Origin of the sequence: Sandaracinobacter neustonicus, from assembly GCF_006385875.1 — a bacterium.
GTDB classification, from domain to species: Bacteria; Pseudomonadota; Alphaproteobacteria; order Sphingomonadales; family Sphingomonadaceae; genus Sandaracinobacteroides; species Sandaracinobacteroides neustonicus.
Window position 1 is genome coordinate 1 of record NZ_VFSU01000006.1, and the last position, 26,385, is coordinate 26,385.

A 26,385-nucleotide genomic window follows, 5' to 3' on the forward strand; every position below is an offset into this window, starting at 1 on the left:
GGTGGAGGAACAGCAAGCCTTCTTCGAAAAGGGCGTCGCGCACCTGAAACCGCTGACGCTGCGGCAGATCGCGGACATGATCGAAATGCACGAATCCACCGTCAGCCGCGTCACCAGCAACAAATATCTGGCCTGCGACCGCGGCGTTTTCGAGCTGAAATATTTCTTCACCACCGCGATCCAGAGCAGCGACGGCGGCACAGACGCCTCCGCCGAGGCCGTGCGCCAGCGCCTGAAAGCCCTGATCGACGCGGAAGATCCGCTGAAGCCGCTGTCAGACGACAAGCCCGTCGAAGCGTTGAAAAAAGACGGCATACGATATCGCCCGCCGCACGGTGACGAAATACCGCGAAGCCATGAACATCCCCAGCAGCTTCGACCGCCGCCGCCGCGCGCTGGTCCGCGCGGCCTGAGGGGGCGCTGCCAAGCAGACGCCGCGAGTTCTCAACTACTGTCCCCCCCAACGTCACCCCACCCACAACCGTCACCCCGGACTTGATCCGGGGTCCAGCTTCTCTACCCCACCGCCGGGCCAAAAAAACGAAGGGGTTCCACCCCTTCACCCCGGCAGGGGCGTGACGCCCCTGCACCCCCGGAATCTTTTGATGATTGCATCCTTTGCCAACAGGCGTCGCCTGCTCGCCCCTCCCCCGCTCAGGCTGAGCTTGTCGAAGCCCGGACGGTGAGAGCGGAATGGTTGAGCCAGATGGGGCTTCGACAAGCTCAGCCTGAGCGGGGGGAGAGGGGCGGTTAAGGCCGGACGGTTGGCAAAGACTATGATCGGCAAACGTTTTGCCGGATCGCGAACTACCGGCTCAAATCAACCGGTTCGTTTGCTCTTTCGGCCATGCCACAGGGCCGCGATCACTGCCCCGACTATGGCCGCCGCCATATCCTTCTGGGCGTCCCACATGTCGCCTTGCTGACCATTATATTCGTTCGCCATGTCGGGCGCGAGAAGGATCGTCAGCATCCACTCGAAAATCTCGTAAAGCGCACTGGCGGTTCCGACGAACAACAAGGCCATCCACAAGCTGCCGCGCCGCCCCATCCCTGCATGCCGTCGCATTGCCTCGGAAAAGGGCAGCACCCACAGCAGCCCGAACGCGAAATGCACCAGCCGATCATAGCCGTTGCGCGCCAGCCCGAACATGTCGCTGAACGCAGGGCCGTTCAAGGCATGGGCCCATTCGTCATAAGGTACATTCGAATAAGTGTATCGGCCTCCAAGCGTGTGCAGCAGCCAGAAGATCAGCAGCGCACCAACCGCCTTGTTCGAAAGTGGCCAGCGGCCCAGCAACAGCGGCGCGGCAAGCACCAGAAGCAGCGTCGGAATATGGTGGAGCGGGGCAATCTCCGGGTAAGGCTGGCGAACATTGGCCAGCCCGACCGCGACCGCCAAAACCAGAAGCATGAAAAACTGCGGGCGCGGAAGATCGCGCCACGCGTCCAGATAGCTGGTCATGCTGAAGGCATCGCAACGCCAACCCGGCTATTGGTCATCGGGTTGGCGAGGCACTGCGGTCAGCCCCATTTTCTTCAACTGTTCGCGCAGCATCGCGCTCTGGTCCCATGTCAGCAGGGGCGGTACGCCTTCCTTAGGTTGGCCTGCAGGCTTCACGATCAACTCGGCGTCATCCGTCACGGTCAGCTCCACCGGTGCACCAGCAATGTCGATTACCGCTTGTCGGCCGTTCATGTTGATTTTCTTCATGGTCTGACTGGTCAGGGAGTCGCCGAAATAAATCTGCTCGGCGATGGAGATCAACTGCCTGTCCATTCCGTCGTACAGATAGACGATCCGCAACGGCGCTGCGAATTCGGCCTGATCGTTCCGCTCGATGGGAGGGGGGCCGTCGTTCGAGGACGTGTAGACGTCATAGGCCACGCCAGAGATGGCGAACGCGGGTTCGAGGCCGGTCAGGACGGTGTGGGTTCCCATCGCGCCGTGCGGGATGCAGGCTGCCGTCCAGCCATTCCGGCCGCGGCTGCGTTCATCAACCTTTGCGGGGGGCGGCCCCTGCACCGGGGCACACCATGTCAACTGCATGGTGGCTTCGCGGAATTCGCTTTCAGCCTTCTGCATGCTCATCGGCACGCCGCCCCTCGACCATGTCAGTTGCATCCGCGCCGGAAAGCCATAGACGATGGTGCCTGCGCTGACTGATCTCTTGCCGAGCAGGGTCGTGATGGTGACGTCCTGTGTCAGCTTTCCCCGATAGGCATGGTGAAAGGGAATGCTGGCCAGCGTTTGCCCTGCCACAAGCTTGCCCTGCTCGATCGTGCCGCCCTTGTCGGACAGCAGTGTCGGATAAGGGAATTGCTGGCGGGCGATCAGTTGCGCCTGAACCGGTGTGGGGCCGACAGCCACCTTCACAAGGCTGGCGGCCTCAAGCCGGTACAGCGCGTCTGGCTCCGTCAATCCGATCAGGGTGAGTGTCGGATTTTTCTTCGGGCCGACTGCGAAGGTCAACGGGCCGATTTCGGCCAGATAGCCGCCAGCCGGTATCTGGGCTGCGTTGGCTGCTGTGGGCGGAACTTGTCGGCCGCGCCGGCACATGGCGAAGCTGCTGTCCTTTTCGTGCCACTCGTAGGAAACCGGCTCATCCTGATCCTGGGTGGAGCGGGCGACAAAGCGCGGACGGTCATAATCCTTGTCGCAATTGCTGATCGCGATGGGGATGGTCGGGCGCTGATCGTCCGACAGAATCTGGTATGGCTTTGGTTTTGCCAATGGCTGGCGGCTTTTGACGATAGTGAGATGATAGGGCTTCGTCCCGCGCTCCGCGAGGGCTTCTGCCATCTCGTCGAACTCACCGTTCCCGTCCGTATCGAACCAGCAAACAAAGCTGCGCGGCCCGGCGGCTCCGCAGAACGTCCGCGGACCGTCTGCCAGCTTCAGTTCGCCGCTTCGCTTCGCCGCCTTCTCTCCGCCGGGGAACGCACGCCACAAAAGCTGTGCATCGGAGGCGTCTCCCGTCGGCGCGAAGCGTGCGACTTGCACAGGCTTCGCCGTCGCCCGAGCCAGCAGCTGGTTGGCAGGCCTGTCCCCCTTGCTCCACAGGATGCCATTGCCCTCAGAAGCATCGGCGCGCTCCAGCAACAGCGGAACATCGATGACGGCGGCTTCGCGAATGGCCTTTGCCTGATCAGTCTCAGCCTGTGCGGATGCCTGAGCAGATGCGGGGGCGGATGCGATCAGGACCAGCAGCGACACAAAAACATGACTGTGACACAACATGAGGGACTCCGGGACGCGCAACATTGCGTAGATTCCGCTCATTGCACGACCCCGGTTTCAGGGGAATCGCTTTGTTGTCCGCCCGGCGTCAGGGATTGCCGGTTAACCGCGAATGCGTTCCCCGCTCAGCCCGCCTTTGCCATCAGGCTGTGCCGCCGACTGTAGGCGAAATAGATCGCCAGCCCGATCAGGTTCCAGATGCCGAAGCGAACCAGTGTGGTGCCCGGCAGGCTAAACATCAGGTAGAGGCAGCCCAGGATCGCCAGCGTGCCCACCACGAAGGGGGCCGGGCTGCGGAACAGCCGCTCGGCGTTGGGGGCGGTCTTGCGCAGGATCATCAGGCAGGCGCCCACCGAAATGAAGGCCAGCAGCGTGCCCGCATTGGCCAGTTCGGCGATCTCGTCCAGCCGGAACACGCCTGCCACGGCGGCGATAGAAATGCCGGTGATGATGGTGATCAGCGTCGGTGCGCCGGTGCGCGGGCTGACCTTGGCGAGGCGGCGCGGCAGCAGCCCATCGCGCGCCATCACGAAGAAGATGCGGCTTTGCCCATACATCATCACCAGAATGACCGACGGCAGGGCGATGATGGCGGCCAGCGCCACCAGATGCGCGGCAACCGGCTGGTTCAGCGTGCGCAGCACCAGCGCCAGCGGCTCGGGCGAGTTGGCGAGCTCGGTGTGGGGAATGGCCCCCACCGCCGCAACCGCGACCAGCATGTAGATCAGCGTGCACACCGCCATGGAGCCGATGATGCCGATGGTGAGATCGCGCTTCGGGTTCTTGGCTTCCTCGGCTGAGGTGGCGACGGCGTCGAAGCCATAGAAGGCGAAAAAGACGATGGCCGCAGCCGCCATCACCCCCCGCTGCACGCCATCCGAATCCAGCGTGGAGCCGAAGCCATAGGGCATGAAGGGCTTCAGATTGCCGCTGTCGAAGGCGGGCATGGCGAACAGGATGAAGGCCCCCAGCGCCAGCAGCTTGATGATCACAAGGATGATGTTCAGCGTGGCGCTTTCCCGCGTGCCCGCGATCAGCATCCCCATCACCGCCAGCGCCACCAGCACGGCAGGCAGGTTGATGATGCCGCCCGCATGCGGTCCCACCAGCAGGGCGTGCGGAAGCTCCACCCCGGCCGACTGGATCCAGCCCACCAGATAGCCCGACCAGCCCACCGCCACGGTGGAACAGGCCAGCGAATATTCGAGGATCAGGCTCCACCCCACCACCCAGGCGACCGTTTCGCCGATGGCGGCATAGCTGAAGGTATAGGCGCTGCCTGCCGCCGGAATCATAGTGGCAAGCTCTGTATAGGCCAGCGCCGCGCAGGCGCAGACGGCCCCGGCGATGGCGAAGGCAAGGATCACCGCAGGCCCGGCGCGCTCCGCGCCAACGCCTGTCAGCGTATAGATGCCGGTGCCGACGATGGCCCCCACGCCCAGCGCGATCAGGTGCGGCCAGGACAGGGTCTTCGCAAGCGCATGTCCGTGGCTGTGCTGCGTGACTTCACTTAGAGATTTGCGCCTGCCGAACATCCACTCCCTTTCCCTGTATTGCACCCGGTTCGCCGTTCAGATCGTCCAGCGTGGATCGGATATGCTGCGCCAGCAGCGCCTGCAGCTTCGCCGCGTCTCGGGCGAGGAAGGCGTCCAGCAGGCCGCGATGTTCCTGATGCGCGCGGGTTTCCCGGCCCGCAGGCTCCAGATGCGCGACGACATAGCGTTCCGCCATGATCGACAGCCGCTGCACCAATTGCATCGTCAACGGCCTGTCCGGGCTGTTCGTCAGCGCGATGTGGAATTCGCGGTTTCGCACGGCCACTTCGGCCAGATTGATGCCCGCGGCGCTGTCCAGCCGCTCGAACGCGTCGATGGCGGCGCTGCGTTCGGCATCCGTCGCCGCCAGCGCGGCATGGGCGGCGGCGGCGGGTTCGATGGAGAGCCGCAGCTCGAAAATCTCGTCCAGTTGCTCAGCGGACAGCGGCTGCACGAAATAGCCGCGATTGGCGTGGCTGACGATCAGCCCGTCCTGCTCCAGCCGGGCCAGCGCCTCGCGCAGCGGAATCTTGCTGATGCCCAGTTCGGCCGCCAGCGCGTCCTGCCGGATGGGCGCGTTGTCAGCCAACTGCCCCGTCACGATCTGCTCGCGCACGATCTCGAACACTCGATCCGACAGGGTGCGCACGACAAGGCTCAATCCGGGCTCCTCATTTGACCTGGAAGCCTTCCCAGAATGGATCGGCCTTGTCGATCCAGATCGTGTTGATCCCCGTCTGGATCGCGGAGCCTTCGATGGAGGGAATGATGGCGGGGGTGTCGCCCAGCTTTGTTTCCGCCTCTACCCGGCCGATGAAGCGGCTGCCGATATAGCTTTCATGGACGAAGCGGTCGCCCGCTTTCAGCAGCCCCTTCGAATGCAGATGCGCCAGCCGTGCCGAGGTGCCGGTGCCGCACGGGGAGCGGTCGATTGCGCCTTCGCCGTAGAAAACCGCGTTGCGGCCGTCCGCGCCGTCTCCACGGGGTTTGTCGGCCCACAGGATGTGGCTGACGCCGCGAATCGTCGGGTCCAGCGGGTGCACGGGTTCATATTTTGCGCGGATCGCCGCGCGCAGGCGGCGGCTGAGTTCGATGATGCGCGAGGCACCCAGATCGTCCAGCCCTGTGTAGGCCCCCTGCGGCTCGACGATGCCATAATAATTGCCGCCGTAGGAGACATCGACCGTCAGCGGGCCGAAGCCCTCCAGTTCCACCTCGATCCCCGTCGCCGCGACATAGGCGGGGACGTTGGTGATCTTCACCGACGTCACCTTGTTGCCCGCTGTTTCATAGGCGATGTCGATGATCCCGGCGGGCACCTCGATCTTCAGCTTGCCCGGCGTGGCGGGGATGACGAGGCCGTTTTCCAGCGCGAACGTCACCATGCCGATGGTGCCATGGCCGCACATCGGCAGGCAGCCGGAGGTTTCGATGAACAGGATGCCGGTGTCTGTATCCGGCCGCGTGGGCGGATAGAGGAAGCCGCCGGACATCATGTCATGCCCGCGCGGCTCATAGCAGAGGCCGGTGCGGATCCAGTCGAACCGGGTCATGAAATCCTGCCGACGCTCCGACATGGAGCCGCCCTTCAGCAGCGGGGCCCCGCCCGCCACGAGGCGGACGGGGTTGCCGGCGGTATGACCATCTATGCAGAAGAAGGTGTGGCGCATGAGATGAACGCGTCCTTAAGCGGCCTTGCTCGCCGTCAGCGACGGGCGGGTGGCGGCGGCCTTTTCCACCATCGCGATCACCTCTGCGCGGCGCGCGCCTTCCAGCACGTAACGCGGCGGCAGCACCCGTTCGGAACCGCGGCCCATCACCTGTTCCGCCAGCTTGATGGACTGCACCAGATCATGCTCCGCATCCAGATGCAGCAGCGGCATGAACCAGCGGTAGATTTCCATCGCCTTGGCATGATCGCCGCGTTCGAAGGCGCGGACCAGTTCCACCGATTCCTGCGGGAAGGCGTTGGTGAGGCCGGAAACCCAGCCCTGCGCGCCCAGATACAGGCCTTCCAGCGCCACATCGTCCAGCCCGGCGAACAGGGTGAAGCGATCGCCGAAGGCGTTCTTGATGTCCGTGAAGCGGCGGGTATCCGGCGCGGATTCCTTGATCGCCACGATGTTCGCCACATCCTTCACCGCTTCCAGCACATCATTGTTGATGGTGGTGCGATAGGCGGGCGGGTTGTTGTAGAGCATGATCGGCAGGCCGGTCTTTTCCGCGACGCCCTTGAAGTGGGCGGCGAGTTCATGCGCCTTGGGCACATAGACCATGGGGGGCAGCAGCATCAGGCCATCGGCACCGGCCTTTTCGGCGGCCTGCGCATAGCGGGCGGCGCGGCGGGTGTCATATTCGGACACGCCGGTGATCACGGGCACGCGGCCCTTCACGGCTTCGACGATGGCGGTGAGCACCGTCACCTTTTCGTCGAACTCCAGCGAGTTGTTCTCGCCCACGGTGCCCAGCGCGATGACGCCGGTGACGCCGTCGCGGATCAGATCATCGACCACGCGCTGCGTATCCGCCACATCGATGGACAGGTCTGCGCGGACCTGCGTGGTGACTGCCGGGAAAACACCCTTCCAACCGATTGCCATTTTGCCGTTCCTCATTTGACTTCGAATATCGTATACGATAATGAATCACGCATGACAAGAGGGCAATTTCGATGAGCCGGATTTTGGTGCTGGGCGGCGGGGTTGTGGGGCTGTCCGCCGCGCTGGCGCTGGCCCGCGCGGGGCATGCGGTGACGGTGCTGGAACCGGACGCGGCGCGGGCTGCGGCCAGCTGGGGCAATGCCGGGCATATCGCCACGGAACAGGTCGCGCCTCTGGCATCGGTGGAGACGTTGCTGTCGGCTTGGAAGCGGCGGTTCGCGGCGGGCGGCGCGATGGATTTGCCGCTGCATCTGGCCCCGCACTGGCTGCCCTTCGCGTTGAGATTCGTGAACGCCTCCAGCCGGGACGGGTTTCAGGATGGCTGCGACGCGCTGCGCCCGCTGCTGGCGGCAGCGCTGCCCGCGTGGGAACGGCTGGCCGAGGCGCTGGGCTGCCCCGAGCTGCTGAAGCGCGACGGGCATCTGGTGGCGTGGGAAAGCGAGGCGAGCGCGGCGAAGGGCCGGGCCGCATGGGAGGCCGCCGACACCGGCACGGCCATAGTGCACCCGGCAAGCGCGGACGATCTGGCGGCGATCCGGGGCGTGACGACGGCGTCCATCGCCGGGGTGGCGCGCTTCGGCGGCACGGCGCAGATTGCCGATCTGGGGCAGCTGGCGGAGGCGCTGGAAGCCGCGCTGACTGCGGCGGGCGGGCGCATCCTGCGCGAACGTGGCGCGGTTGGGGTGCAAGGCGGGCGCGCCTGTGTGCCGGGGCATGAGGCGGACTTGCTGCTGGTGTGCGCGGGTGCGCGCAGTGCGGCGCTGGTGGCCCCCGCCGGGCTGACCGCGCCGCTGATCGCCGAGCGCGGTTATCATATTCGCGCTGACGCGTCGCGCTGGCCCGCCGACATGCCGCCGCTGGTGTTCGAGGATCGCTCGATGATCGTCACCCGCTATGCGCACGCCGTGCAGGCCGCCAGCTTCGTGGAGTTCGGCACTCCCGACGCCCCGCCCGACGTGCGCAAGTGGGAACGGCTGGAGGCGCATGTGGCCGCCCTCGGCCTGCCGCTGAGCGGGCCGTTCACACGCTGGATGGGCGCGCGGCCGACGCTGCCGGATTATCTGCCCGCCATCGGCCGCTCGCGCGCCGCGCCCAACCTGCTCTATGCCTTCGGGCATCAGCATCTGGGCTTGACGCTGGCGGCGATCACGTCCGAACTGGTGGCGGCGCTGGTCGCGGGCGATGCCTCGCCCGTGCCGCTGAAACCCTTTGATCTTGCCCGTTTTGGAGAACCCCGATGATTGGTGGCTCAACCGCAGACGCCGAACTCGCCGCGCTGAGCCTCTGGCCCAACCGCGCCCCCGGCATTTCCGCAGACGAACGGCTGAGCCGCATCGCCCGCGCCCGCGCAGCGACAGCGGTGCTGGGCGCGGATGCGCTGCTGGTGAACGCCGGGCCATCGCTCCGCTATTTCACCGGCATCAGCTGGGGCGCGACCGAGCGGCTGGTGGCGCTGCTGCTGCCTGTGAGCGGCGAACCGATCATGATCTGCCCGGCGTTCGAGCTGGGATCGTTGCAGGCCGAACTGGCGATTCCGGCCGACATCCGCCTGTGGGAAGAAGATGAAAGCCCCACCGATCTGGTGGCCGCCAGCCTGCCCGCAGGCGCGGTGCTGGCGCTGGATCCGCTGCTGAACTTCGGCGCGGCACGGCGGCTGGGCGAGAAGCTGGCCATCGTCGACGGCGCCCCCGCCATCGACGGCCTGCGCATGTGCAAATCCCCCACCGAACTGGCGTTGATGCAGCAGGCGAAAGACATCACGCTGGAAGTGCACCGCCGCGCCGCGCGCATCCTCGCGCCCGGCATCCGCGCCAGCGAAGTGAAGCGCTTCATCGATTCCGCCCACCGCGCACTCGCGGGCACCAGCTCCACCTTCTGCGCCGTGCAGTTCGGCCGCGCCACCGCCTTCCCGCACGGCCTTCCCGGAGACCAGCAACTGGCCGAAAATGAGCTGGTGCTGATCGACACCGGCACCACCGTCGAGGGCTATCATTCCGACATCACCCGCAGCTACGCCTTCGGTAAAGTGAGCGACGAAATCGCCAGCCTGTGGGCGCTGGAAAAAGAGGCACAGGCCGCCGCCTTCGACGCCGTGATCCCCGGCAACCCCTGCGAAAGCGTCGACGCCGCCGCCCGCGCGGTGCTGGAAAAGGCCGGCCTCGGCCCGGATTACCGCCTGCCCGGCCTGCCACACCGCACCGGCCACGGCATCGGCCTCGCCATCCACGAACCCGCCTACCTCGTGCGCGGAGACAGGACGCCGCTGGCCGAAGGCATGTGCTTCTCCAACGAACCCATGATCGTGGTGCCAGACCGCTTCGGTATCCGGCTGGAAGACCATTTTCACGTAACGGCAACCGGCGCGAAATGGTTCACCGAACCGCAGGTCTCACTGGAACAGCCGTTCGGCTGAGGGGGCTGGCGGGTCGGCGAAGGGTAGAGGGAAGGCCAAGGGCTCTGCCCTTGGAACCCGGCAGGGAAATGATTTCCCTGCACCCTCAACATTGGCGTTATGGTCCGACGTCCGCGTCGTGCGAGTGATCCACTCTGATTGCCTGCGGCGCTACGGAGCCCTCTCCCCCTGTAAGGGGGAGAGATGGAGAGGGGGTGTCACCGCCGGGCCTGATCCACCAACCTCCCCACCAACCACAACCGTCACCCCGGACTTGATCCGGGGTCCAGCTTCACCCGCAAACCTCGCCGAAGAACAGCTGGACCCCGGATCAAGTCCGGGGTGACGCTGTGTTTGCGGGAATAGGGCGCGCCGGAACGGGGGCGGAAACCCGCAAACCCTACCCCCGCACCCCCGCGATATGCGCATCCACCAGCTGCTCCAGCACCGTCATCGGCACCCCGCCCGCCTTCACCACCGCATCGTTGAACAGCCGCTGGTCATAGCGGGAACCCAGCGCGCTCTGCGCCTTCCGGCGCAACCGGTTGATCTCATTATGGCCCGCCTTGTAGCCGCAGGCCTGCCCCGGCCATGCGCAATAGCGGTCCACCTCGCTGCTGACTTCCTCGATGGGGGAGCCGTTGGTGCTGGCGAACCAGTGGATCGCCTGTTCGCGGGTCCAGCGCTTGGCGTGGAGGCCAGTGTCCACCACCAGACGGCAGGCGCGGAAGGCGATGGATTGCAGATAGCCCAGCCGCCCGAACGGATCGCCATCATACACGTCCAGCTCGTCGGCCAGCTGCTCGGCATAAAGCGCCCAGCCTTCCGAATAGGCGTTGAACGCCAGCAGGGATCGGATCAGCGGCAGCTTATAGCTATATTCGCCCTGCCAGACATGGCCCGGAATCCCCTCATGGTAAGCTAGCGTCGGCAGGCCGAAGCGGGGGTTCGTCGCGGTGTCGCGCAGGTTGATGAAGAAGATGCCCGGCACCGTGCCATCCATCGTCCCCGCCGTGGCAGAGCCGCCGGGCGCCCCGGCCTCGATATCGGGCGGCACCCGCTTCACCACCAGATTGCCGGGCACCAGCGTGGCGAACGCGCGCGGCATCCGCCCGCGAATGTCGGTGATGCGGCCGTTCAGATAATCCAGAATCTGCGCCCGCCCGGCATCGGTGTTGGGGAACAGATGCTTCGGATCCTTGCCCAGCGCCGTCATCCGCTCGCCCACGGTGCCTTGCGTCAGCCCTTGCGCCCGCAGCAGGCCATCCATCTGCGCGTGCAGCGTTTTCACCTGCTCCAACCCCAGTTGATGCACCTGCTCCGGCGTCAGAGTTGAGGTGGTGGCCGCGCGCAGCGCCCAGTCATAATAGGCATCGCCCTTGGGCAGTTTCCACACCCCGGCGTCTGAGGTGGCGACGGCGCGGTGGCGCGCCAGTTCCGCCAGCTGCCGGTCCAGCGCGGGGGCGATCCTGTCTGCCGCGAGCTTCGTGGCGCGGGCGGCATAATCGCCCGGAATGTCACCCGTGCGCCGCGCCAGCGTGCCGACGACGCCCCATTCACCCACCGGCTGGGCGCGCGCGGCCTTCATCTGCCGCAAGGTTTTGTCCAGCAGGAAGTCCGGCGCGACGACGCCCTTGCCGCGATCCTGCGCCAGCCGCACGGTTTCGCCATCCAGCGCGGCGGCATAGGCCTCCATCCGCGCCAGATAGGCGTCTGCGTCTGCCGCATTGCTGACGCTATGGCTGTTCTCAAGGAAGTCCGGGATTTCCACGAACGCGCCCATATTCTGCGCCACCACATAAGGCGCGTTCCGATACGACCAGAGCTGGTTCAGCATCACCGTGTCGCCGAAGCCGAAATCGAAGCCTTCCACCGCCAGCGCGTGGGCCGCTGCGGTCACGGCGACATGGGTGCGCGCGTCCGGCCCGAGGCGGCTGCTATCGACGCTGCGCAGTTGTGCCAGCCGCTGCCGGGCGGCGGCGGCCAGCGCCTGAACGCCGGCCGGCGTGCGATCCGTCAGCCGGGATTTCAGCGCCGCGCGCACCCCCGTATCCAGCCCCAGCGCGCTGGCGTTTTCCGGATATTCGGCCAGCAGCGCCTCCGCCACGCCGCCCAGCCTTTGCCCGGCTGCCTCGTCTGCGGGGGCGGCTGCACGCAGCGCGCCGGGCACAAGCTGCGCAGCGGCAAGCGCCCCGCCAGACAGGAGAAGTTGACGGCGCGCCACGGGCTGCATGATCGGATCATCCTCAGGTGAAAACAGGGGGTTCAGAGGTTGCACAGTGGCAGGCCGCGCGCAACTCGGCATGCGGCGAACCGTCAGTCGGGGATCACCCATTTCCCCTTCGCGGCGATCAGTTCATCGGTGCGGCGCTCGATTTCGGAAACAGGCACGGAGCCGAGCGCGAGTATGGCGTCGTGGAAGGCGCGGACGTCGAACTGCTCGCCCAGTTCCGTCTCTGCGCGCCGCCGCGCCTTCAGGATCGCCAACTGCCCGACATAGTAACTGAGCGCCTGCCCGGGCCATGCGATGTAGCGGTCCACCTCTGTGCCGATCTCATGCTCTGACAACGCCGTGTTGTCGCGCAGATAGGCCTGCGCCTGTTCCCGGCTCCAGCCCTTGGCGTGCAGGCCGGTATCCACCACCAGCCGCGAGGCGCGCCACGCCTGATACGACAGCATCCCGAACAGGTCGTAGGGGGTTTCGTACATCCCCATTTCCTCGCCCAGAATCTCGGAATAGAGCGCCCAGCCCTCGCCATAGACAGAGAGGTAGCTGTCGCGCCGGAAGGCCGGGAGATCTTTGTTTTCCGCCGCCAGCGGCATCTGGAAGGCATGGCCGGGCGCGCTTTCGTGCAGCGTCAGCGCGGTGAGCGAATAGAGCGGCCGGGCGGGCAGATTGTAAGTGTTCACCAGATAAATGCCCGGCCCGCCGCGCCCGCCTGTGTAGAAGGGGGCGAGATCGTCCGGCACCGGCTTGATGGCGAAGCGGCGGCGCGGCAGGTGGCCGAAATATTGGTCCGCCTTGCCGTCGAACGTCTTGGCGATCCATGCGGCGCGGTTCAGCAACTCCTGCGGGGTTTTCGCATAAAATTGCGGATCGGTGCGCAGGAAAGTGAGGAAGCTCGCCAGATCGCCCTTGTGGCCGACCTGCCGCATCACCTGTTCCATGCGGCCGCGAATGCGCGCCATTTCCGCCAGCCCGATCTCGTGCACCTGTTCCGGCGTGAGATCGAGCGTGGTGAACTCCCGCACTTTGGAGGCGTAATAGGCGCGGCCGTCCGGCAGGTCATAGGCGGCGAGCGTGGTGCGCGCGCCGGGTTCATATTCGGTGCGCAGGAAGGCCAGCAGTTTTGCGTGCGCGGGAATAACGGATTGGTTGATCGCGGCCACGACCTCTGCGCGCAGTTCGGCCTGCTTCGCGGCGGGGATGTTCGCGGGCATGTGGCGGAAGGGTTCGTAGAACGGGTTGGCTTCCGCCGTTTTCGCCTCTGCCACCTGCGCCACGCCGATGTCGCGGCCCTTCAGCGTGATCTGCGCGGGCGTGAAGCCGCGCGCCAGACCGGCGCGCATATTGGCAATATTCTGATCGAAATAGCGTGGCATGTCCCGCAGCATGGCGAGGTAGCCGCGATAATCGGCCTCCGTCTTCAGCGACGAGCGGGCGACATAGCCGAGGTCGCTCCAGAAGCTGGTGTCGGAAGTGAGGGGCTTTTCAAAGTCCCGAAAGCGCTGTTCGGCCAGCAGCGCTTCGATCTGGCCGCGATAGACGGCGTAATTCACCTTCTGCGCGGGGGAAAGGGAGGCGCGGTCGATGGCGTCGAGTGCGGCGAGTGTTTCCGTCCAGCGCGTCAGCTTCGCCGCCTGCGCTGCCGGGCCGACATCGGGCAGGTTGAACTCCGCCTGGGGGCTGTCTTCGTTGGGCGGGGATTGTTGCGTGCGCCAGCCATATTCGGCCTCTGTCAGCGCTGTCAGCGTCTGGTCTGCCGTTTGCGCCTGCGCGGCTGTCGCCATCATCCATGCTCCTGCCAGCAGCGCCAGCACCTGTTTCATTGGTTCGATCCGATCGCCATGATGTCTGCATACAGAGGTGCCGGAATGGTGACGCCCTCGCTGAGGCTGATCGCGCGGGCGGCATAGCGGCGGGCGGAAGGGAGGCGCGCGCCCTGCGCTTCGATGGCCGCGAACATGGCTTCGGCGGCTGCGAAGCGATCCTCCAGATTCGCGCCGAGAAAGCCCTTCGGATCCAGCGCGAGGATCAGTTCGCCGCCGATGGGGGAGCCCATGCGCCCGCCGTCCGCCGCCAGCGATTCGCTGCTGGTCATGTCGCCGATCAGCGGCCCGGCCAACAGTTCCACCATGGCGGCGAGCGCCGAGCCCTTGTGGCCGCCGAAGGTGCGCATCGCGCCGTCCAGCACGGCCTTTGCGTCTGTGGTGGGCTGGCCTTGCGCATCATAGCCCCATGTCTCCGGCACGGGCTTGCCTGCGCGGCGGTGCAGTTCGATTTCGCCGCGCGCGACTTCGGTGGTGGCGAAATCGAACACGAACGGATCGCCGCCGGGGCGGGGCCAGCCAAAGGCGATGGGGTTGGTGCCGAACAGCGGCTTGGTGCCGCCTGCGGGCGCGACCCACGCGTGGTTCGGCGTGAACGCCAGCGCGACAAGGCCCTGCTGTGTCACCGCCTCCACCTCCGGCCAGAGCGCGGCGAAATGCACGGCGTTGGTGATGGCGAGCGCGGCGATGCCGTGCCGCCGCGCCTTCTCCGCCAGCAGCGGCAGCCCGCGTTCGAAGGGAAGCTGGGCGAAGCCGCCCTTGCCATCCACCTTCACCAGCGCGGGCGCGGGTTCGGACACCTCCGGCACGGCATCGGGCACGGCGACGCCGGATTTCACGCTGCCCGCCGCCACCAGCAGCCGGTAAATACCGTGGCTGGCGCAGCCGTCGCGCTCTCCGGAGACCATGGTTTCGGCGACCGCATCGGCATGGTCCGGCGCAAGGCCGACGACGCGCAGCTTGGCGCGGGCCAGCGCGCGCAACTCGTCCAGCGTCATGTGCACGCCGCTCATGGCTGCTTCTGCGTAAACAGGCGCACGCCGAACACCGGGCCAGCGGTGTTGCGGTCATGCGGCACGAACTTCACCCGCACGCTGGTCTTGCCGCGCGTCAGGGCCTCGGGAACCGGGGTGTCGATGTCGATGAACTCCCCGGGCTTGTCATGCCCCAGCTTCTGCGTGGCGATGCGCTGCCCGTCGATCAGGATATCGAAGCTGCGCGGGCGCTCATCGCCCCAGTAGCTGGATTGCAGCAGCAGCGGGCCGGGCTTCACCTTCATGGTGAATTCGATGAAACCGCCGGATCGCGCATCGCGCCCCTGCCGCCCGCGATAGACCACCGGATAGCTGATCTCGCTCGTCAGATCATGGTCGCGCTCGGGCTGCATTTCGCCCAGATGCATCACGTCGACGGAGCGGGCGGCGAGGTCTTTCAGCCGCGCCTGTTCGGCGAGGAAGGCGGCTTCTTCCGCGGCCCATTCGCCATCGGTAAAGCGGCGGAAATAGACGGCGCTGCGGCGCTGATACTGGCGGTGGAAGGGCGCGAACGCGAGGTCTCCGGGGCGGGCGACGCCGCGCGCGGCATAGAGCGCCCCGGCCGGATCGCTGGCGCTGAAGCCCGCCAGCAGGTCTGCGCCGACAAGCGCCGGGGCCGCGCCCGCAAAGGGCTGATCCGCCGGGCCAAGGTCTGCCGCCAGCACCAGCGGGCCGCGCAGCACGGCGACGGTGCCGTCATCGCCCTGTGTTGGTTCCAGCCGCAACTCCATCGGCAGGCGGATGGCGATGCTGTCGCCCGCCTTCCAGTGCCGCGTGACGCTGGCATAGCCGCGCGAGACCTGCGCCTGCGCGGGCTTGCCGTTCACCAGAATCTCCGCCTTGCCCGCCGCCCAGCCGGGCACGCGCAGCGCCACCGGGAAGCGGCCGGGCTTCAGCCGCGCGAAGCTGAGCGTTGCCTCGCCCGCGTAAGGGTAGCCGGTTTCCAGCGACAGTTGCGCGCGCCGCGCGGCCCATTGCGCATCTGCCGGGATATAGAGGTTCACGAACAGCGTGCCATCCGCGCCCTCCCAGAAGATGCTGTCGCCATGCTTCGAATGCGCCTCCATGCCGGAGCCGACGCAGCACCAGAACTGATCGTCCTCAGCGCTGGAAAATTCGCGGGCGATGCCGGACATCAGCGGCGTCATATAGGTGAAGCCGCCCGTATCCGGGTCTTGCGCGGCCAGCGTATGGTTCAGATGCGTGCGCTCATAATAATCGAACAGCGCGCCATGCGGTTGCCACTGCCACAGATGCCGCGTCAGCTTCATCATATTGTAGCTGTTGCAATGCTCGCAGGTCTGTTCGGTGATATGCTTGGCGATCTGGTCCGGCTCGAAGAAATATTCCCGGTCCGCATTGCCGCCGATCACATAGCTGTGATGCCCCGTCACCCGATCCCAGAAGAAGCGCGCGGCCTTCGCCCGATCCGGCGCATCGGAAACCTCGTGAATCCGCGCCTGCGCGATCAGCTTGGGAATCTGCGTGTTGGCATGAATGTTGGCCAGCCGGTCCTCGCCGGCGAAGATCGGGTCCAGCACCTTCTTGTCATACAGCAGGGCCGCCATCTTCAGCCAGCGGGCGTTGCCGGTGCGGGCGGCAAGCTCGGCATAGCTTTCCGCCAGCCCGCCATATTCGCAGGCCAGCACCTGCTGCACCTGATCCGCCGTCAGCGGCGCAAACACCTTTTCGAAATAAGCACCAAGCCCTTCCACCACACTGAGCGCTTGGAGGTTGCCCCACGCGCCATGCACGTCCAGCAGGCCCGCGAACAATTTGTGCATGGTGTAAAGCGGGGCCCAGCTGCCGTTCAGATCGAAGCCGGTCGAACGGATATCCCCGCGCATGATCTCGGGGAAAATCTCCTCCCCATCCACCACGCTGCCATCCTTCCGCTTGCGGCCCAGCGCGCCGACATAGCCATTGCCGCGCTTCGCCTGCGCCTCGGCCAGTTCGCCCACGATGGTATCCGCCCGGCGGCGCATCTCCGCATCGCCCGTCTGCTGGTGCATCAGCACCAGCGCCGTCAGATAATGGCCCAGCGTATGGCCGGCGATGGTGTCGGATTCCCAGCCGCCATAGATCGGTGCCTTCGGCTCCAGCCCGGCATATTTGCGGAAATTGTGCAGCAGCCGATCCGGCTGCAACCGGTGCAGATAGGCCCTGTTGGCCTCCACCGCGCGCGCATGATCAGAAGGTTTCAGCCGAACCGCCGCCAAGGGCAACGGCTTCGCCCGCACAGCTGCGGTTGCAGCCCAGGCCGGGGCATGGGGCAGGGCAGCGATGGCGGCAGCACCCGCCAGAAGTTCCCGGCGCCTGAGCGTCAGCATCTCGTCTCCCTTTGGTGGTGATATCGTATACTATAGACGAATGAGGAGTGGGTCAAGGTTGGGGGTTATGCCTCCGGCGGGCAGGGCTTTGCCCTGCGCCCAGCAGGGAAATGATTTCCCTGCACCCTCGACATTTGCGTTGCGGACCAACTGCAACATCGTGCGTGTGATCCGCTTCGATTGCCTGCGGCGCTACGCAGCTCTCTCCCCCTGCAAGGGGGAGAGATGGAGAGGGGGTGTCACCGCCGGGCCTGATCCACAACAGCGAAACACGCTCAACGAAAAGCGCCGCAGGCCATAAACCCCCAACATAGTGCCAAGCGGAGAACCCCCACCCCAACCCCTCCCCTAAAGGAGGAGGGGCTAAAACGTCGGGGGTGCAGGGGCGTCACGCCCCTGCCGGGGTGAAGGGGCAGAGCCCCTTCGTTCATCCCGCTACAGCCTCATCCCCAACAACGCCCCCAGCTCCGCCAGCGCCTGATCCTCCCCGTTCACCTTGATCGCTGCCATGCCCAGCGCGGCGGCGGGTTTGCAGTTGATGCCGAGGTCGTCGAGGTAGATGCAGCGTGCGGGGTCCAGCGAAAGCGCCTCGCACATCATCTGGTAGATGCGCGGGTCCGGCTTGCGCACCCCGGCCCTGGAGCTTTCGATCACATGATCAAACCGCGCCAGCACGGCGGCGACGGCGGCGGCCTTGGCGTTGTCGTCTGTCATGCCGGGGCCGTGGCCCACTTGCGCGTTGTTGGTGATGCAGCCGATGGCGAAACCGGCGGCTTTCAGCGCATCCAGCGCGGCGACCATGCGCGGGCGGATATCGCCGGACAGCAGCGCCAGAACCTCCGCGCCGCGCACGTCATGGCCCAGCGCTTGTGCTTCGGCGCGGAAGGCGATGTCGAATTCGTCGCCGCCGATCTCGTTGCGTTCCAGCCTTGCCCAGGCGTTGCTGTCTGGGTTGCGGCTGTTCACCTGGCGGATGAAGCCGTGCGGCAGGCCGTGCGTGGCTTCATGGCGGTTGAAGGCTTCGAATGGCGAGCTGGTGATCACTCCGCCGAAATCCCAGAGCACGGCTTCATAGTCTGTTTTCACTGTGTCCTCCCTACGCCAGAGCCGGATGGCGGCTGTTCGGCGGCGGCGCAACTGGGAAGACTGCTTGCTCCGTCCGCGCCAAGCTGGCACCCAGCGCACTATGGGAAAGTCGCTCACCTGGTGGATTCTTGGCGCGCTGGCGCTGGGGCTTGTCGTTGGATTTGTCGTGAACCGCGCCGCGTCGCCGGAAACGGTGACGGATGTCGTCTATTACCTCGGCATCGTGACGGACCTGTTCCTGCGGCTGATCAAGATGATCATCGCGCCCTTGGTGTTCGCGGCGCTGGTTTCGGGCATCGGCCATATGGGCGGAGACGCGAAGGCGCTGGGGCGGATCGGCGGGCGGGCGCTGGCGTGGTTCATCGGCGCGTCGTTCGTGTCCATCACCATCGGCATTTTTGCGGTGAACCTGCTGCAGCCGGGCGTGGGGCTGGACCTGCCGCTGCCGCCCGCGACTGCGGAAAGCGGGATCAGCACGGCTGCCTTCGATCTGAAGAAATTCGTGACGCATCTGGTGCCCAAATCCATCTTCGAAGCGCTGGCGACCAACGAGATTCTGCAGATCGTGATCTTCTCTCTGTTCGCGGGCGTGGCGCTGGCGAAGATGGGGGAAAAAGGCGCGCCGATCCTAAAGGCAGCGGAAGCGATCATGCACCTGATGCTGATCGTGACGGGCTTCGTGATGCGCTTTGCGCCGCTCGCCGTGTTCGCCGCCGTCACGGCCACCATCGCCGAGCGCGGGCTGGGCGTGCTGATCACCTATGGTGCGTTCATGGGCGGTTTTTACGTGGCGCTGGCGCTGCTGATGCTGACGATCCTGTTCGCCGGCGGGCTGGTGATCGGCATGAAGAATGCCGGACGGCTGGCGCTGGAGATCCGCGACCCGATCGTGCTGGCCTTCACCACGCCAGTTCAGAGGCCGCCTATCCGCGCACACTGGAGGCGCTGGAGCGATTCGGGGTGCCGCCGAAAATCGCCAGCTTCGTGCTGCCGCTGGGCTATAGCTTCAACCTCGATGGCTCGATGATGTATTGCTCCTTCGCCACGATCTTCATCGCGCAGGCCTATGGCATAGACCTGTCCATCGCGCAGGAAGTGGCGATGCTGCTGATCCTGATGGTGACGTCGAAGGGCATGGCCGGCGTGCCGCGCGCCAGCCTTGTGGTGATCGCCGCCACGCTGGGCCAGTTCAACATTCCGGAGGCCGGGCTGATCCTGATTCTGGCGGTGGATCACTTCCTCGATATGGGCCGCTCCGCCTCCAACGTGGTGGGCAATGCGGTGGCGACGGCGGTGGTCGCCGAATGGGAGAAGAAGCAGCCCGTTGCAGCGGAGTAAACGCTCTGACGCATTTTGCGGAGTAAAACTCCGCACTCTATTGACTCCGAATGCCGTTGAGTTACCCTCCCGCTTAACAAAGAGGGAGTGAGGAATAATGGCAACGCTTGCGCGCCCGGTGGCCCTGCCGCCGGAGGTTCTGGATATCGGCAACCCGCATTTGTGGACCGAATATAGCCATGTGCTGCCCTATTTTGCCGAAATGCGGCATGCCGGGCCGGTGCACTGGTGCCCAGAGAGCATGTATGGCCCCTATTGGAACATCGTGTCGCACCAGCACATCATGGAGGTGGAGGGGCGGCCCGAAATCTTCTCGTCCAGCTGGGAAAAGGGCGGAATCACCATCGCCGACACGCCCGAAGGGCGCGAGGACGAGCCGAAGATGCCGATGTTCATCGCCATGGACCGGCCCGATCACACCGGCCAGCGCCGCACCGTCGCACCCGCCTTCACCCCGGCGGAAATGCTGCGCCAGCAGGCCGGAATCCGCCAGCGCACGGCGGAACTGCTGGACAGCCTGCCCGTGGGCGCGGAATTCGACTGGGTGGATAAAGTCTCCATCGAGCTGACGACGGGGATGCTGGCCATCCTGTTCGATTTCCCGTGGGAGGATCGGCGGCTGCTGACGAAATGGTCTGACGCTGCGGCGGATTTCGAGGCGATCGAGGACGAGGAGAAGAACAACAAGCGCTGGGAAACGCTCTATGAAATGGTGGGCTATTTCACCCGCCTGTGGAACGAGCGCGCCAGTTCCGAGCCGCGCCCGGACCTGATTTCCATGATGATCCATTCCGACGCGACGAAGAATATGACGCCGCAGGAATATCTGGGCAATCTGGTGCTGCTGATCGTGGGCGGCAACGATACCACGCGCAACACCATGTCCGGCTCTGTGATGGTGCAGAACCTGTATCCGGACAATTGGGCGAAGATGATGGCGGACCCGTCGCTGATCCCGAACGGAGTTTCCGAACTGATCCGCTGGCAGACGCCGCTGGCGCATATGCGCCGCACCGCGACCGAGGATTTCGAAGTGGGCGGCCAGCTGATCCGCGCGGGCGAGAAGGTGCTGCTGTGGTATCTTTCCGCCAACCGCGACGAAGCGATCTTCCCCAATGGGGATATATTCGACCCTTGCCGTGAGAATTCGCGGCGGCACCTGAGCTTCGGCTTTGGCATCCACCGCTGCGTCGGCGCGCGGCTGGCCGAACTGCAGATCGGCATCCTGCTGGAAGAAATGCAGAAGCGGCAGATGAAGGTGAAGATTGTCGGTGAGCCGACAAGGGTTTATTCGTCGTTCGTGCACGGTTTCCGCAGCCTGCCAGTCGTGATGACGCGCAGCTGACAAGGCAGGCTGCGAAACAAGTTGGGGAGAGAGAGGGAGCGCCCCGGCCGGAAACGGCCGGGGCGTTTTTCTGTGCGGGGTTGTCGGGGGAGGTGGGTGCGTTGGAGGCCTCCGGCGGGCCGGGCGCTGCCCGGCACCCGGCAGGGGCGTGACGCCGCTCGCACCCCCGAACTTTTTACTTAGCCCCTCCTGTTGACGCTTCGCGTCAGCTTCGCTTCCAGGGGAGGGGTTGGGGTGGGGGTTATCCGTCGGGCGCGAGGATGGCGGTTGATTGCCTGCGGCGCTTCCGTTGTGCTCTTTGTAATGTCAGTGGATCAGGCCCGGCGGTGACACCCCCTCTCCAACTCTCCCCCTTGCAGGGGGAGAGGGCTGCGGTGCGCCGCAGGCAATCGAATCTGATCACTCATGCGACGTTGGAGTTGGGCCGCTGCGCCAATGTAGAGGGTGCAGGGAAATCATTTCCCTGCCGGGTCCGGGCAGAGCCCGGCCGCCGGAGGCAAAACCCCCTACGGCCCACCCCTCAATAAGCAGGCGCGGCACGCCCCTTCGGATCCGCCCCGTAGCGGTTCGGGCCGGGGGTGCCGTCGATCAGGGCGAAGACGAGGATGACGATACCGCCGACGGCGGTGAGGCCCAGCAGGATCCACCAGCCGGAGTTGCCGCTGTCGTGGATGCGGCGGACGGTGACGGCCAGCGAGGGGAGGAACAGCAGCAGCGAGGCGAGACCGATGGCGATCATGGGATACATGGCGGCGGGGGCACCGTTCATCTGCGCCATCATCTCGTCGGCAGTGGCGGTTTCGGGGATCGGCCCCAGCGTGCTGACCAACCAGATGGTGAGCGCGGTGTAGAGCAGGGCGACGAACAGCTGCCACAGCCAATATTCCTTGCGGCGGGCGCGGCCGGAAAAGGTGGCGTATTTCCGAAGCGGTTGGAACATCAGTGACATGGCAGGCCCCTTGCCGGTGGTTGCAGGCGAGTTTTCTAGCCGGGAAGCGGGGCGGACGCCAGCGTCAGCTTTGCGGGGCGCGGCGGCGATAACTCAAAGCCTCTGCCACATGCGCGCGGCCGGTCTGCGCGTCTCCGGCGAGGTCGGCGATGGTGCGGGCGACTCGCAGCACGCGGGTCCATGCGCGGGCGGAGAGTTTCATGCTTTCGGCGGCGCGGGTGAGCAGCTGGCGGGCGTCTTCAGATAGAAGGTCCGGCGTTTCCAGCTGCTTGCCTTCGGCTTCGGCGTTGGTGCGCGCGGGGGTGCCGGCGTAGCGCGCGCTTTGCAGGGCGCGGGCGGCGCTGACGCGGGCGGCGACGTCGGCGCTGCGTTCGGCGGGCGGGGGCAGGGCGAGGTCTGAGGCTTTCACGGCTTCGATGTCCACGAACAGGTCGATGCGGTCGATCAGCGGGCCGGAGATTCGGGATTGATAATCCCCCGCGCAGCGCGGCGCGCGGGAACAGGCGAGCGCGGCGTCTGCCAGATGGCCGCAGCGGCAGGGGTTCATCGCGGCGATCAGCTGCACGCGGGCCGGGTAGGTGACGTGCAGGGCCGCGCGCGCCACCTCCACCTCGCCGCGTTCCAGCGGCTGGCGCAGGGCATCCAGCGCGCCGCGCTGGAATTCGGGTAGTTCATCCAGAAACAGCACGCCCAGATGCGCAAGGCTGACTTCGCCGGGCCGGGCCTTCACGCCGCCGCCCACCAGCGCGGGCATGGAGGCTGAATGATGTGGCGCACGAAACGGCCGGGCGCGGGCGATGCGCCCGCCCTCCAGCGATCCCGCGAGCGAGGCGATCATCGCCACTTCCAGCGCTTCCGCCGTGGTGAGATCGGGCAAGATGCCGGGCAGGGCGGCGGCCATCATGGATTTCCCCGCGCCGGGCGGGCCGCACATCAATAGCGCGTGGCCCCCGGCCGCGGCGATTTCCAGCGTCCGCTTGGGGGTTTCCTGCCCCTTCACATCGCCCAGATCGGGGCCGGAAAAGGCGCGCGCCTCCAGCTTCGCCGGATCGGGCGGGGGCAGCGGCTCATTGCCTTTCAGATGCGCGACCAGCGCGTGCAGATCGGGCGCGGCCACCACCTCCATGCCGTCTGCCGTGCCCGCCAGCCAGGCCGCTTCCGGCCCTTGCGCGGCCGGGCAGATCAGACCCAGCCCGCGTCCGGCCGCGTGCATCGCCGCCAGCAGCACGCCGGGCGAGGGGGAAATGCGCCCATCCAGAGACAGTTCGCCCACCGCCACGAAATGCGCGAGCGATTCGGCATCCACCACCCCCATCGCCGCGAGCAGCCCCAGCGCGATGGGCAGATCATAATGCGAACCGGCCTTTTCCAGATCGGCCGGGGCCAGATTCACGGTGATCTTCTTCGCGGGCATGGCGAGGCCCAGCGCCGCAAAGGCCGCCGTCACGCGATCCCGGCTTTCCTTCACGGCCTTGTCCGGCAGGCCGACCACCACGAAACTGACCATGCCGGAGGTCAGCTGAACCTGAACGTCAACAGGCCGGGCTTCCAGCCCGACATAGGCGACCGTCGCCATGCGCGCGACCATAGATGGGCAATCCCCGTTCGTGGATCCGACCCACATTCGAATTCCTAGCCGCCGCACCCCTTGCGGGGAAGGGGGGCTGGGTTATGCTGCGCCTGCGAAAAAGAGGGAGCGCGCCATGGCCAGCCTGCCGCCGATCATCCAGAACCCCGATATCCGCGTGCTGGGGCGGATATTGGGCGACGTGATCCGAACGCGCGGCGGCGACGAGCTGTTCCGCCGCACGGAAGCGATCCGCACCGCATCGGTGCAGCGGCATCGCGGATCGGCGCATGTGGAGGCGGTGGCGGCCGAACTGGGGGCGCTGTCTCTGGATGATACGCTTTCCTTCACGCGCGGCTTCATGCTGTTTTCGATGCTGGCGAACCTCGCGGAGGATCGGCAGATGTCTGGGCTTGCAGGGGCCGCGCCGGAGGCCGGGATGACGCTGGCGGATGCCGTGCAGCAACTGGGCGACAAGGGCGTGGGCAAGGCGGCGATTCTGGCGGCGCTGGCGCGGGCGAAGGTGGTGCCGGTGCTGACGGCGCACCCCACCGAGGTTCGCCGCAAGAGCATGATTGACCATAAGAACCGCATCGCCGAGCTGATGGCGCTGGCCGACGCGGGGGCGAAACAGGCCAGCCCCGGCGAAAGCATCGAGGCGGCGATCCGGCGGCAGGTGACACTGCTGTGGGAAACCCGGCCGCTGCGCCGCGAACGCATCCGCGTGGCGGACGAGATCGATACGGCGCTGGCATGGCTGCGCGATGATTTCCTGCCCGTTCTGCCCACGCTGGCGCAGGGCTGGGCCGAGGCGCTGGGCAAGGTGCCGCCGCCCTTCCTGACGGTGGGCAGCTGGATCGGTGGAGACCGGGACGGCAACCCCAATGTGAACGCCGAAACGCTGGATCTGGCGATGCAGGCGAACGGCGCGGCGCTGCTGCAATATTATCTGGATCAGGTGCATTCGCTGGGGGCGGAATTGTCGATCTCGTCTGAACAGACGGCGGTGCCCGCCGCCGTGCTGGCGCTGGCGGAGGCAAGCGGGGACAACAGCTCCGCCCGCGCCGACGAGCCGTATCGCCGGGCGCTGACGGGCATCTATGCGCGGCTGGCGGCGACATCGGTGGCGCTGACAGGGCAGGTGCCGGTGCGGCCCGCGCGGGTGGCGGGCGTGCCCTATGCCACGCCGGGTGAACTGCTGGCCGACCTGAACGCGATTGCCGAAGGGGCGGATCAGGCGGGCGTGGGCGGCGGCGCGCTGGATGCGCTGCGCATCGCCGTCAGCCAGTTCGGTTTCCATCTGGCGACGCTGGATTTGCGGCAGAACAGCGACGTGCACGAAGCCTGCGCGGCAGAACTGCTGGCGCTGGCAGGCGTGGAGGCGGATTACACCGCGCTGGGCGAGGATGCGAAGGTCGCGCTGCTGCTGGGCGAGCTGAAAAGCCCCCGGCTGCTGACGACGCCGCTGGCCCCGGCCTCCGAACGGACGCTGGGCGAACTGGCGATCTTCCGCGCGGCGGCCGCCGCCCGCGCGCGCCATGGCGAAGCGGCGATCACCACGGCGATCGTTTCCAAAACCACCAGCGTGTCTGACCTGCTGGAGCCGATGCTGATGATGCGCGAGGCCGGGCTGCTGACGCCCGGAGACGCGCCCGCCGCGGGGCTGATGGTGGTGCCGCTGTTCGAAACCATCGCCGACTTGGAAGCCGCGCCGGAAATCATGACGGCCTATCTCGCCATCCCCGGCGTGGCGGACGCCGCGCGCGCGCGCGGCTGTCAGGAAGTGATGATCGGCTATTCCGACAGCAACAAGGATGGCGGCTACCTCACCTCCACATGGCAGTTGCACCGATCCTCCGCCGCGCTGGCGGAGGTGTTCGCGGCGGCCGATGTGCCGATCCAGCTGTTCCACGGGCGTGGCGGATCGGTGGGGCGGGGAGGCGGCTCCAGCTTCGCGGCGATCCGCGCGCAGCCGCCCGGCACGGTGGCGGGGCGCATCCGCATTACCGAACAGGGCGAGATCATCGCTGCGAAATATGGCACGCCGGAAGCCGCCCGCCGCACGCTGGATACCATGGCCGCCGCCACCCTGCTGGCGACGCTGGACCCGACGGCGCTGCCCGAGGGCGAGATCAGCCGCTTCCGCGCGGCGATGGACAAGCTCTCGGCCGACGCCTTCGCCAGCTATCGTGGGCTGGTGTATGACGAGCCGGGCTTCCGCGCCTTCTTCCGGGCGATGACGCCGATTTCGGAGATCGCCACGCTGAAGATCGGCTCCCGCCCGCCCAGCCGCACCGCATCAGACGCGATCGAGGATTTGCGCGCGATCCCGTGGGTGTTCAGCTGGGCGCAGGCGCGGGTGATGCTGCCGGGCTGGTATGGCGTGGGCGACGCGCTGGAGGCTTTCCCGGATAAGGGGCTGCTGGCGGCGATGGCAGCGGAATGGCCCTTCTTTCAGGCGATGCTGGCGAACATGGAAATGGTGCTGGCGAAATCCGACATGGGGATCGCCGCGCGCTACGCCGAACTGGCGGGCGAGGCAGGCAAGCCGCTGTTCGGCCGCATCGAATCCGGCTGGCACCGCACGGTGGACGGGCTGCTGGCCGCCACGGGCCAATCCCGCCTGCTGGAAAAGAACCCCGCACTGGACACCTCGATCCGGCTGCGGCTGCCCTACATCGAGCCGCTGAATCTGCTGCAGGTGGAACTGCTGAAGCGCCACCGCGCAGGCGAGGATGACCCGCGCATCGCCGAGGGCCTGCAACTGAGCCTGAACGCAATCGCCACCGCGCTGCGCAACAGCGGATAGTTTGCGCCTGCGGTGGCGGGCGGCCGATTGCCCCTTCTGGCGGGATGCG

At 66.3% G+C, this 26,385-nt stretch carries 17 protein-coding genes and 2 pseudogenes; 6 read left to right on the forward strand and 13 right to left on the reverse strand.

Annotation, left to right across the window (positions count from 1 at the left end; all coding sequences use genetic code 11):
- Window positions 1-413: pseudogene (locus FJQ54_RS00585) on the forward strand (RNA polymerase factor sigma-54); the annotation flags it as partial.
- A 407-nt stretch (window positions 414-820) separates the two neighbouring features.
- Here FJQ54_RS00585 and FJQ54_RS00590 read toward each other — a convergent pair.
- The 6 genes from FJQ54_RS00590 to FJQ54_RS00615 all read right to left on the reverse strand — a co-directional run bounded on the left by FJQ54_RS00590 (window position 821) and on the right by FJQ54_RS00615 (window position 7,376).
- On the reverse strand, window positions 821-1,465 hold the full coding sequence (locus FJQ54_RS00590; RefSeq protein WP_140926326.1) for a DUF2238 domain-containing protein: 645 nt from the start codon (window positions 1,463-1,465) through the stop codon (window positions 821-823).
- 27 nt (window positions 1,466-1,492) lie between these two features.
- Window positions 1,493-3,217 (reverse strand): hypothetical protein, encoded by a 1,725-nt coding sequence (locus FJQ54_RS00595; RefSeq protein WP_140926328.1) that lies wholly within the window; start codon window positions 3,215-3,217, stop codon window positions 1,493-1,495.
- Between the two features lie 149 nt (window positions 3,218-3,366).
- Window positions 3,367-4,776, reverse strand: coding sequence for an amino acid permease (locus tag FJQ54_RS00600; RefSeq protein WP_140926330.1), 1,410 nt, complete (start codon window positions 4,774-4,776; stop codon window positions 3,367-3,369).
- Window positions 4,748-5,437, reverse strand: coding sequence for a GntR family transcriptional regulator (locus tag FJQ54_RS00605; protein WP_140926332.1), 690 nt, complete (start codon window positions 5,435-5,437; stop codon window positions 4,748-4,750). Before FJQ54_RS00605 ends, FJQ54_RS00600 begins: the two co-directional genes overlap by 29 nt.
- A 10-nt stretch (window positions 5,438-5,447) precedes the next feature.
- Entirely contained in the window at window positions 5,448-6,446 is a 999-nt protein-coding gene (locus FJQ54_RS00610; protein ID WP_140926334.1) for a 4-hydroxyproline epimerase, read from the reverse strand.
- A gap of 15 nt (window positions 6,447-6,461) precedes the next feature.
- The gene (locus tag FJQ54_RS00615) at window positions 6,462-7,376 is read right to left on the reverse strand and encodes a dihydrodipicolinate synthase family protein (RefSeq protein WP_140926335.1); all 915 of its coding nucleotides are present in this window, start codon (window positions 7,374-7,376) and stop codon (window positions 6,462-6,464) included.
- 71 nt (window positions 7,377-7,447) lie between these two features.
- Here FJQ54_RS00615 and FJQ54_RS00620 point away from each other — a divergent pair, with 71 nt between their 5' ends.
- The gene (locus tag FJQ54_RS00620; protein ID WP_140926337.1) at window positions 7,448-8,677 is read left to right on the forward strand and encodes an NAD(P)/FAD-dependent oxidoreductase; all 1,230 of its coding nucleotides are present in this window, start codon (window positions 7,448-7,450) and stop codon (window positions 8,675-8,677) included.
- On the forward strand, window positions 8,674-9,849 hold the full coding sequence (locus FJQ54_RS00625) for a M24 family metallopeptidase (protein ID WP_140926339.1): 1,176 nt from the start codon (window positions 8,674-8,676) through the stop codon (window positions 9,847-9,849). Before FJQ54_RS00620 ends, FJQ54_RS00625 begins: the two co-directional genes overlap by 4 nt.
- Window positions 9,850-10,228: 379 nt before the next feature.
- On the opposite strand, the gene FJQ54_RS00630 is transcribed toward FJQ54_RS00625, so the two are convergent.
- From FJQ54_RS00630 to FJQ54_RS00650, 5 genes are all read right to left on the reverse strand, one after another.
- On the reverse strand, window positions 10,229-12,061 hold the full coding sequence (locus FJQ54_RS00630) for a DUF885 domain-containing protein (protein WP_140926341.1): 1,833 nt from the start codon (window positions 12,059-12,061) through the stop codon (window positions 10,229-10,231).
- A gap of 83 nt (window positions 12,062-12,144) precedes the next feature.
- Entirely contained in the window at window positions 12,145-13,878 is a 1,734-nt protein-coding gene (locus FJQ54_RS00635) for a DUF885 domain-containing protein (RefSeq protein WP_140926343.1), read from the reverse strand.
- Window positions 13,875-14,891 carry an Ldh family oxidoreductase gene (locus FJQ54_RS00640; RefSeq protein WP_140926345.1) on the reverse strand — a complete coding sequence of 339 codons (1,017 nt, stop codon included), beginning with the start codon at window positions 14,889-14,891 and terminating at the stop codon, window positions 13,875-13,877. The genes FJQ54_RS00635 and FJQ54_RS00640 overlap by 4 nt, the downstream gene beginning before the upstream one ends.
- On the reverse strand, window positions 14,888-17,242 hold the full coding sequence (locus FJQ54_RS00645) for a glycoside hydrolase family 127 protein (protein ID WP_140926347.1): 2,355 nt from the start codon (window positions 17,240-17,242) through the stop codon (window positions 14,888-14,890). The genes FJQ54_RS00640 and FJQ54_RS00645 overlap by 4 nt, the downstream gene beginning before the upstream one ends.
- Before the next feature lie 435 nt (window positions 17,243-17,677).
- Entirely contained in the window at window positions 17,678-18,328 is a 651-nt protein-coding gene (locus FJQ54_RS00650) for an HAD-IA family hydrolase (protein ID WP_140926349.1), read from the reverse strand.
- 100 nt (window positions 18,329-18,428) lie between these two features.
- On the opposite strand from FJQ54_RS00650, the pseudogene FJQ54_RS00655 reads away from it, so the two are divergent.
- Both FJQ54_RS00655 and FJQ54_RS00660 read left to right on the forward strand, forming a co-directional pair.
- Window positions 18,429-19,666 (forward strand): annotated as a pseudogene (locus FJQ54_RS00655) (dicarboxylate/amino acid:cation symporter).
- Between the two features lie 97 nt (window positions 19,667-19,763).
- Window positions 19,764-21,011 (forward strand): cytochrome P450, encoded by a 1,248-nt coding sequence (locus FJQ54_RS00660; protein WP_140926351.1) that lies wholly within the window; start codon window positions 19,764-19,766, stop codon window positions 21,009-21,011.
- 520 nt (window positions 21,012-21,531) lie between these two features.
- Here the strand turns inward: FJQ54_RS00660 and FJQ54_RS00665 are convergent.
- Together FJQ54_RS00665 and FJQ54_RS00670 are read right to left on the reverse strand one after the other, a co-directional pair.
- Window positions 21,532-21,960 (reverse strand): DUF805 domain-containing protein, encoded by a 429-nt coding sequence (locus tag FJQ54_RS00665; RefSeq protein ID WP_140926353.1) that lies wholly within the window; start codon window positions 21,958-21,960, stop codon window positions 21,532-21,534.
- Window positions 21,961-22,024: 64 nt separating this feature from the next.
- Window positions 22,025-23,548, reverse strand: a complete 1,524-nt coding sequence (locus tag FJQ54_RS00670; RefSeq protein ID WP_140926355.1) for a YifB family Mg chelatase-like AAA ATPase — start codon at window positions 23,546-23,548, stop codon at window positions 22,025-22,027.
- A 115-nt stretch (window positions 23,549-23,663) separates the two neighbouring features.
- On the opposite strand from FJQ54_RS00670, the gene ppc reads away from it, so the two are divergent.
- Window positions 23,664-26,336, forward strand: a complete 2,673-nt coding sequence (ppc, locus tag FJQ54_RS00675; RefSeq protein WP_140926357.1) for a phosphoenolpyruvate carboxylase — start codon at window positions 23,664-23,666, stop codon at window positions 26,334-26,336.
- The last annotated feature ends 49 nt before the right edge of the window (window positions 26,337-26,385 follow it).

What these genes read in the sequence shown, in the direction of transcription:
- FJQ54_RS00660 (WP_140926351.1), top strand. Translation starts at nt 19,764, where the DNA reads ATGGCAACGCTTGCGCGCCCGGTGGCCCTGCCGCCGGAGGTTCTGGAT.
- FJQ54_RS00625 (WP_140926339.1), top strand. Translation starts at nt 8,674, where the DNA reads ATGATTGGTGGCTCAACCGCAGACGCCGAACTCGCCGCGCTGAGCCTC.
- ppc (WP_140926357.1), top strand. Translation starts at nt 23,664, where the DNA reads ATGGCCAGCCTGCCGCCGATCATCCAGAACCCCGATATCCGCGTGCTG.
- FJQ54_RS00645 (WP_140926347.1), bottom strand. Translation starts at nt 17,242, where the DNA reads ATGCTGACGCTCAGGCGCCGGGAACTTCTGGCGGGTGCTGCCGCCATC.
- FJQ54_RS00620 (WP_140926337.1), top strand. Translation starts at nt 7,448, where the DNA reads ATGAGCCGGATTTTGGTGCTGGGCGGCGGGGTTGTGGGGCTGTCCGCC.
- FJQ54_RS00640 (WP_140926345.1), bottom strand. Translation starts at nt 14,891, where the DNA reads ATGAGCGGCGTGCACATGACGCTGGACGAGTTGCGCGCGCTGGCCCGC.
- FJQ54_RS00600 (WP_140926330.1), bottom strand. Translation starts at nt 4,776, where the DNA reads ATGTTCGGCAGGCGCAAATCTCTAAGTGAAGTCACGCAGCACAGCCAC.
- FJQ54_RS00635 (WP_140926343.1), bottom strand. Translation starts at nt 13,878, where the DNA reads ATGAAACAGGTGCTGGCGCTGCTGGCAGGAGCATGGATGATGGCGACA.
- FJQ54_RS00665 (WP_140926353.1), bottom strand. Translation starts at nt 21,960, where the DNA reads ATGTCACTGATGTTCCAACCGCTTCGGAAATACGCCACCTTTTCCGGC.
- FJQ54_RS00630 (WP_140926341.1), bottom strand. Translation starts at nt 12,061, where the DNA reads ATGCAGCCCGTGGCGCGCCGTCAACTTCTCCTGTCTGGCGGGGCGCTT.
- FJQ54_RS00615 (WP_140926335.1), bottom strand. Translation starts at nt 7,376, where the DNA reads ATGGCAATCGGTTGGAAGGGTGTTTTCCCGGCAGTCACCACGCAGGTC.
- FJQ54_RS00610 (WP_140926334.1), bottom strand. Translation starts at nt 6,446, where the DNA reads ATGCGCCACACCTTCTTCTGCATAGATGGTCATACCGCCGGCAACCCC.
- FJQ54_RS00590 (WP_140926326.1), bottom strand. Translation starts at nt 1,465, where the DNA reads ATGACCAGCTATCTGGACGCGTGGCGCGATCTTCCGCGCCCGCAGTTT.
- FJQ54_RS00670 (WP_140926355.1), bottom strand. Translation starts at nt 23,548, where the DNA reads ATGGTCGCGCGCATGGCGACGGTCGCCTATGTCGGGCTGGAAGCCCGG.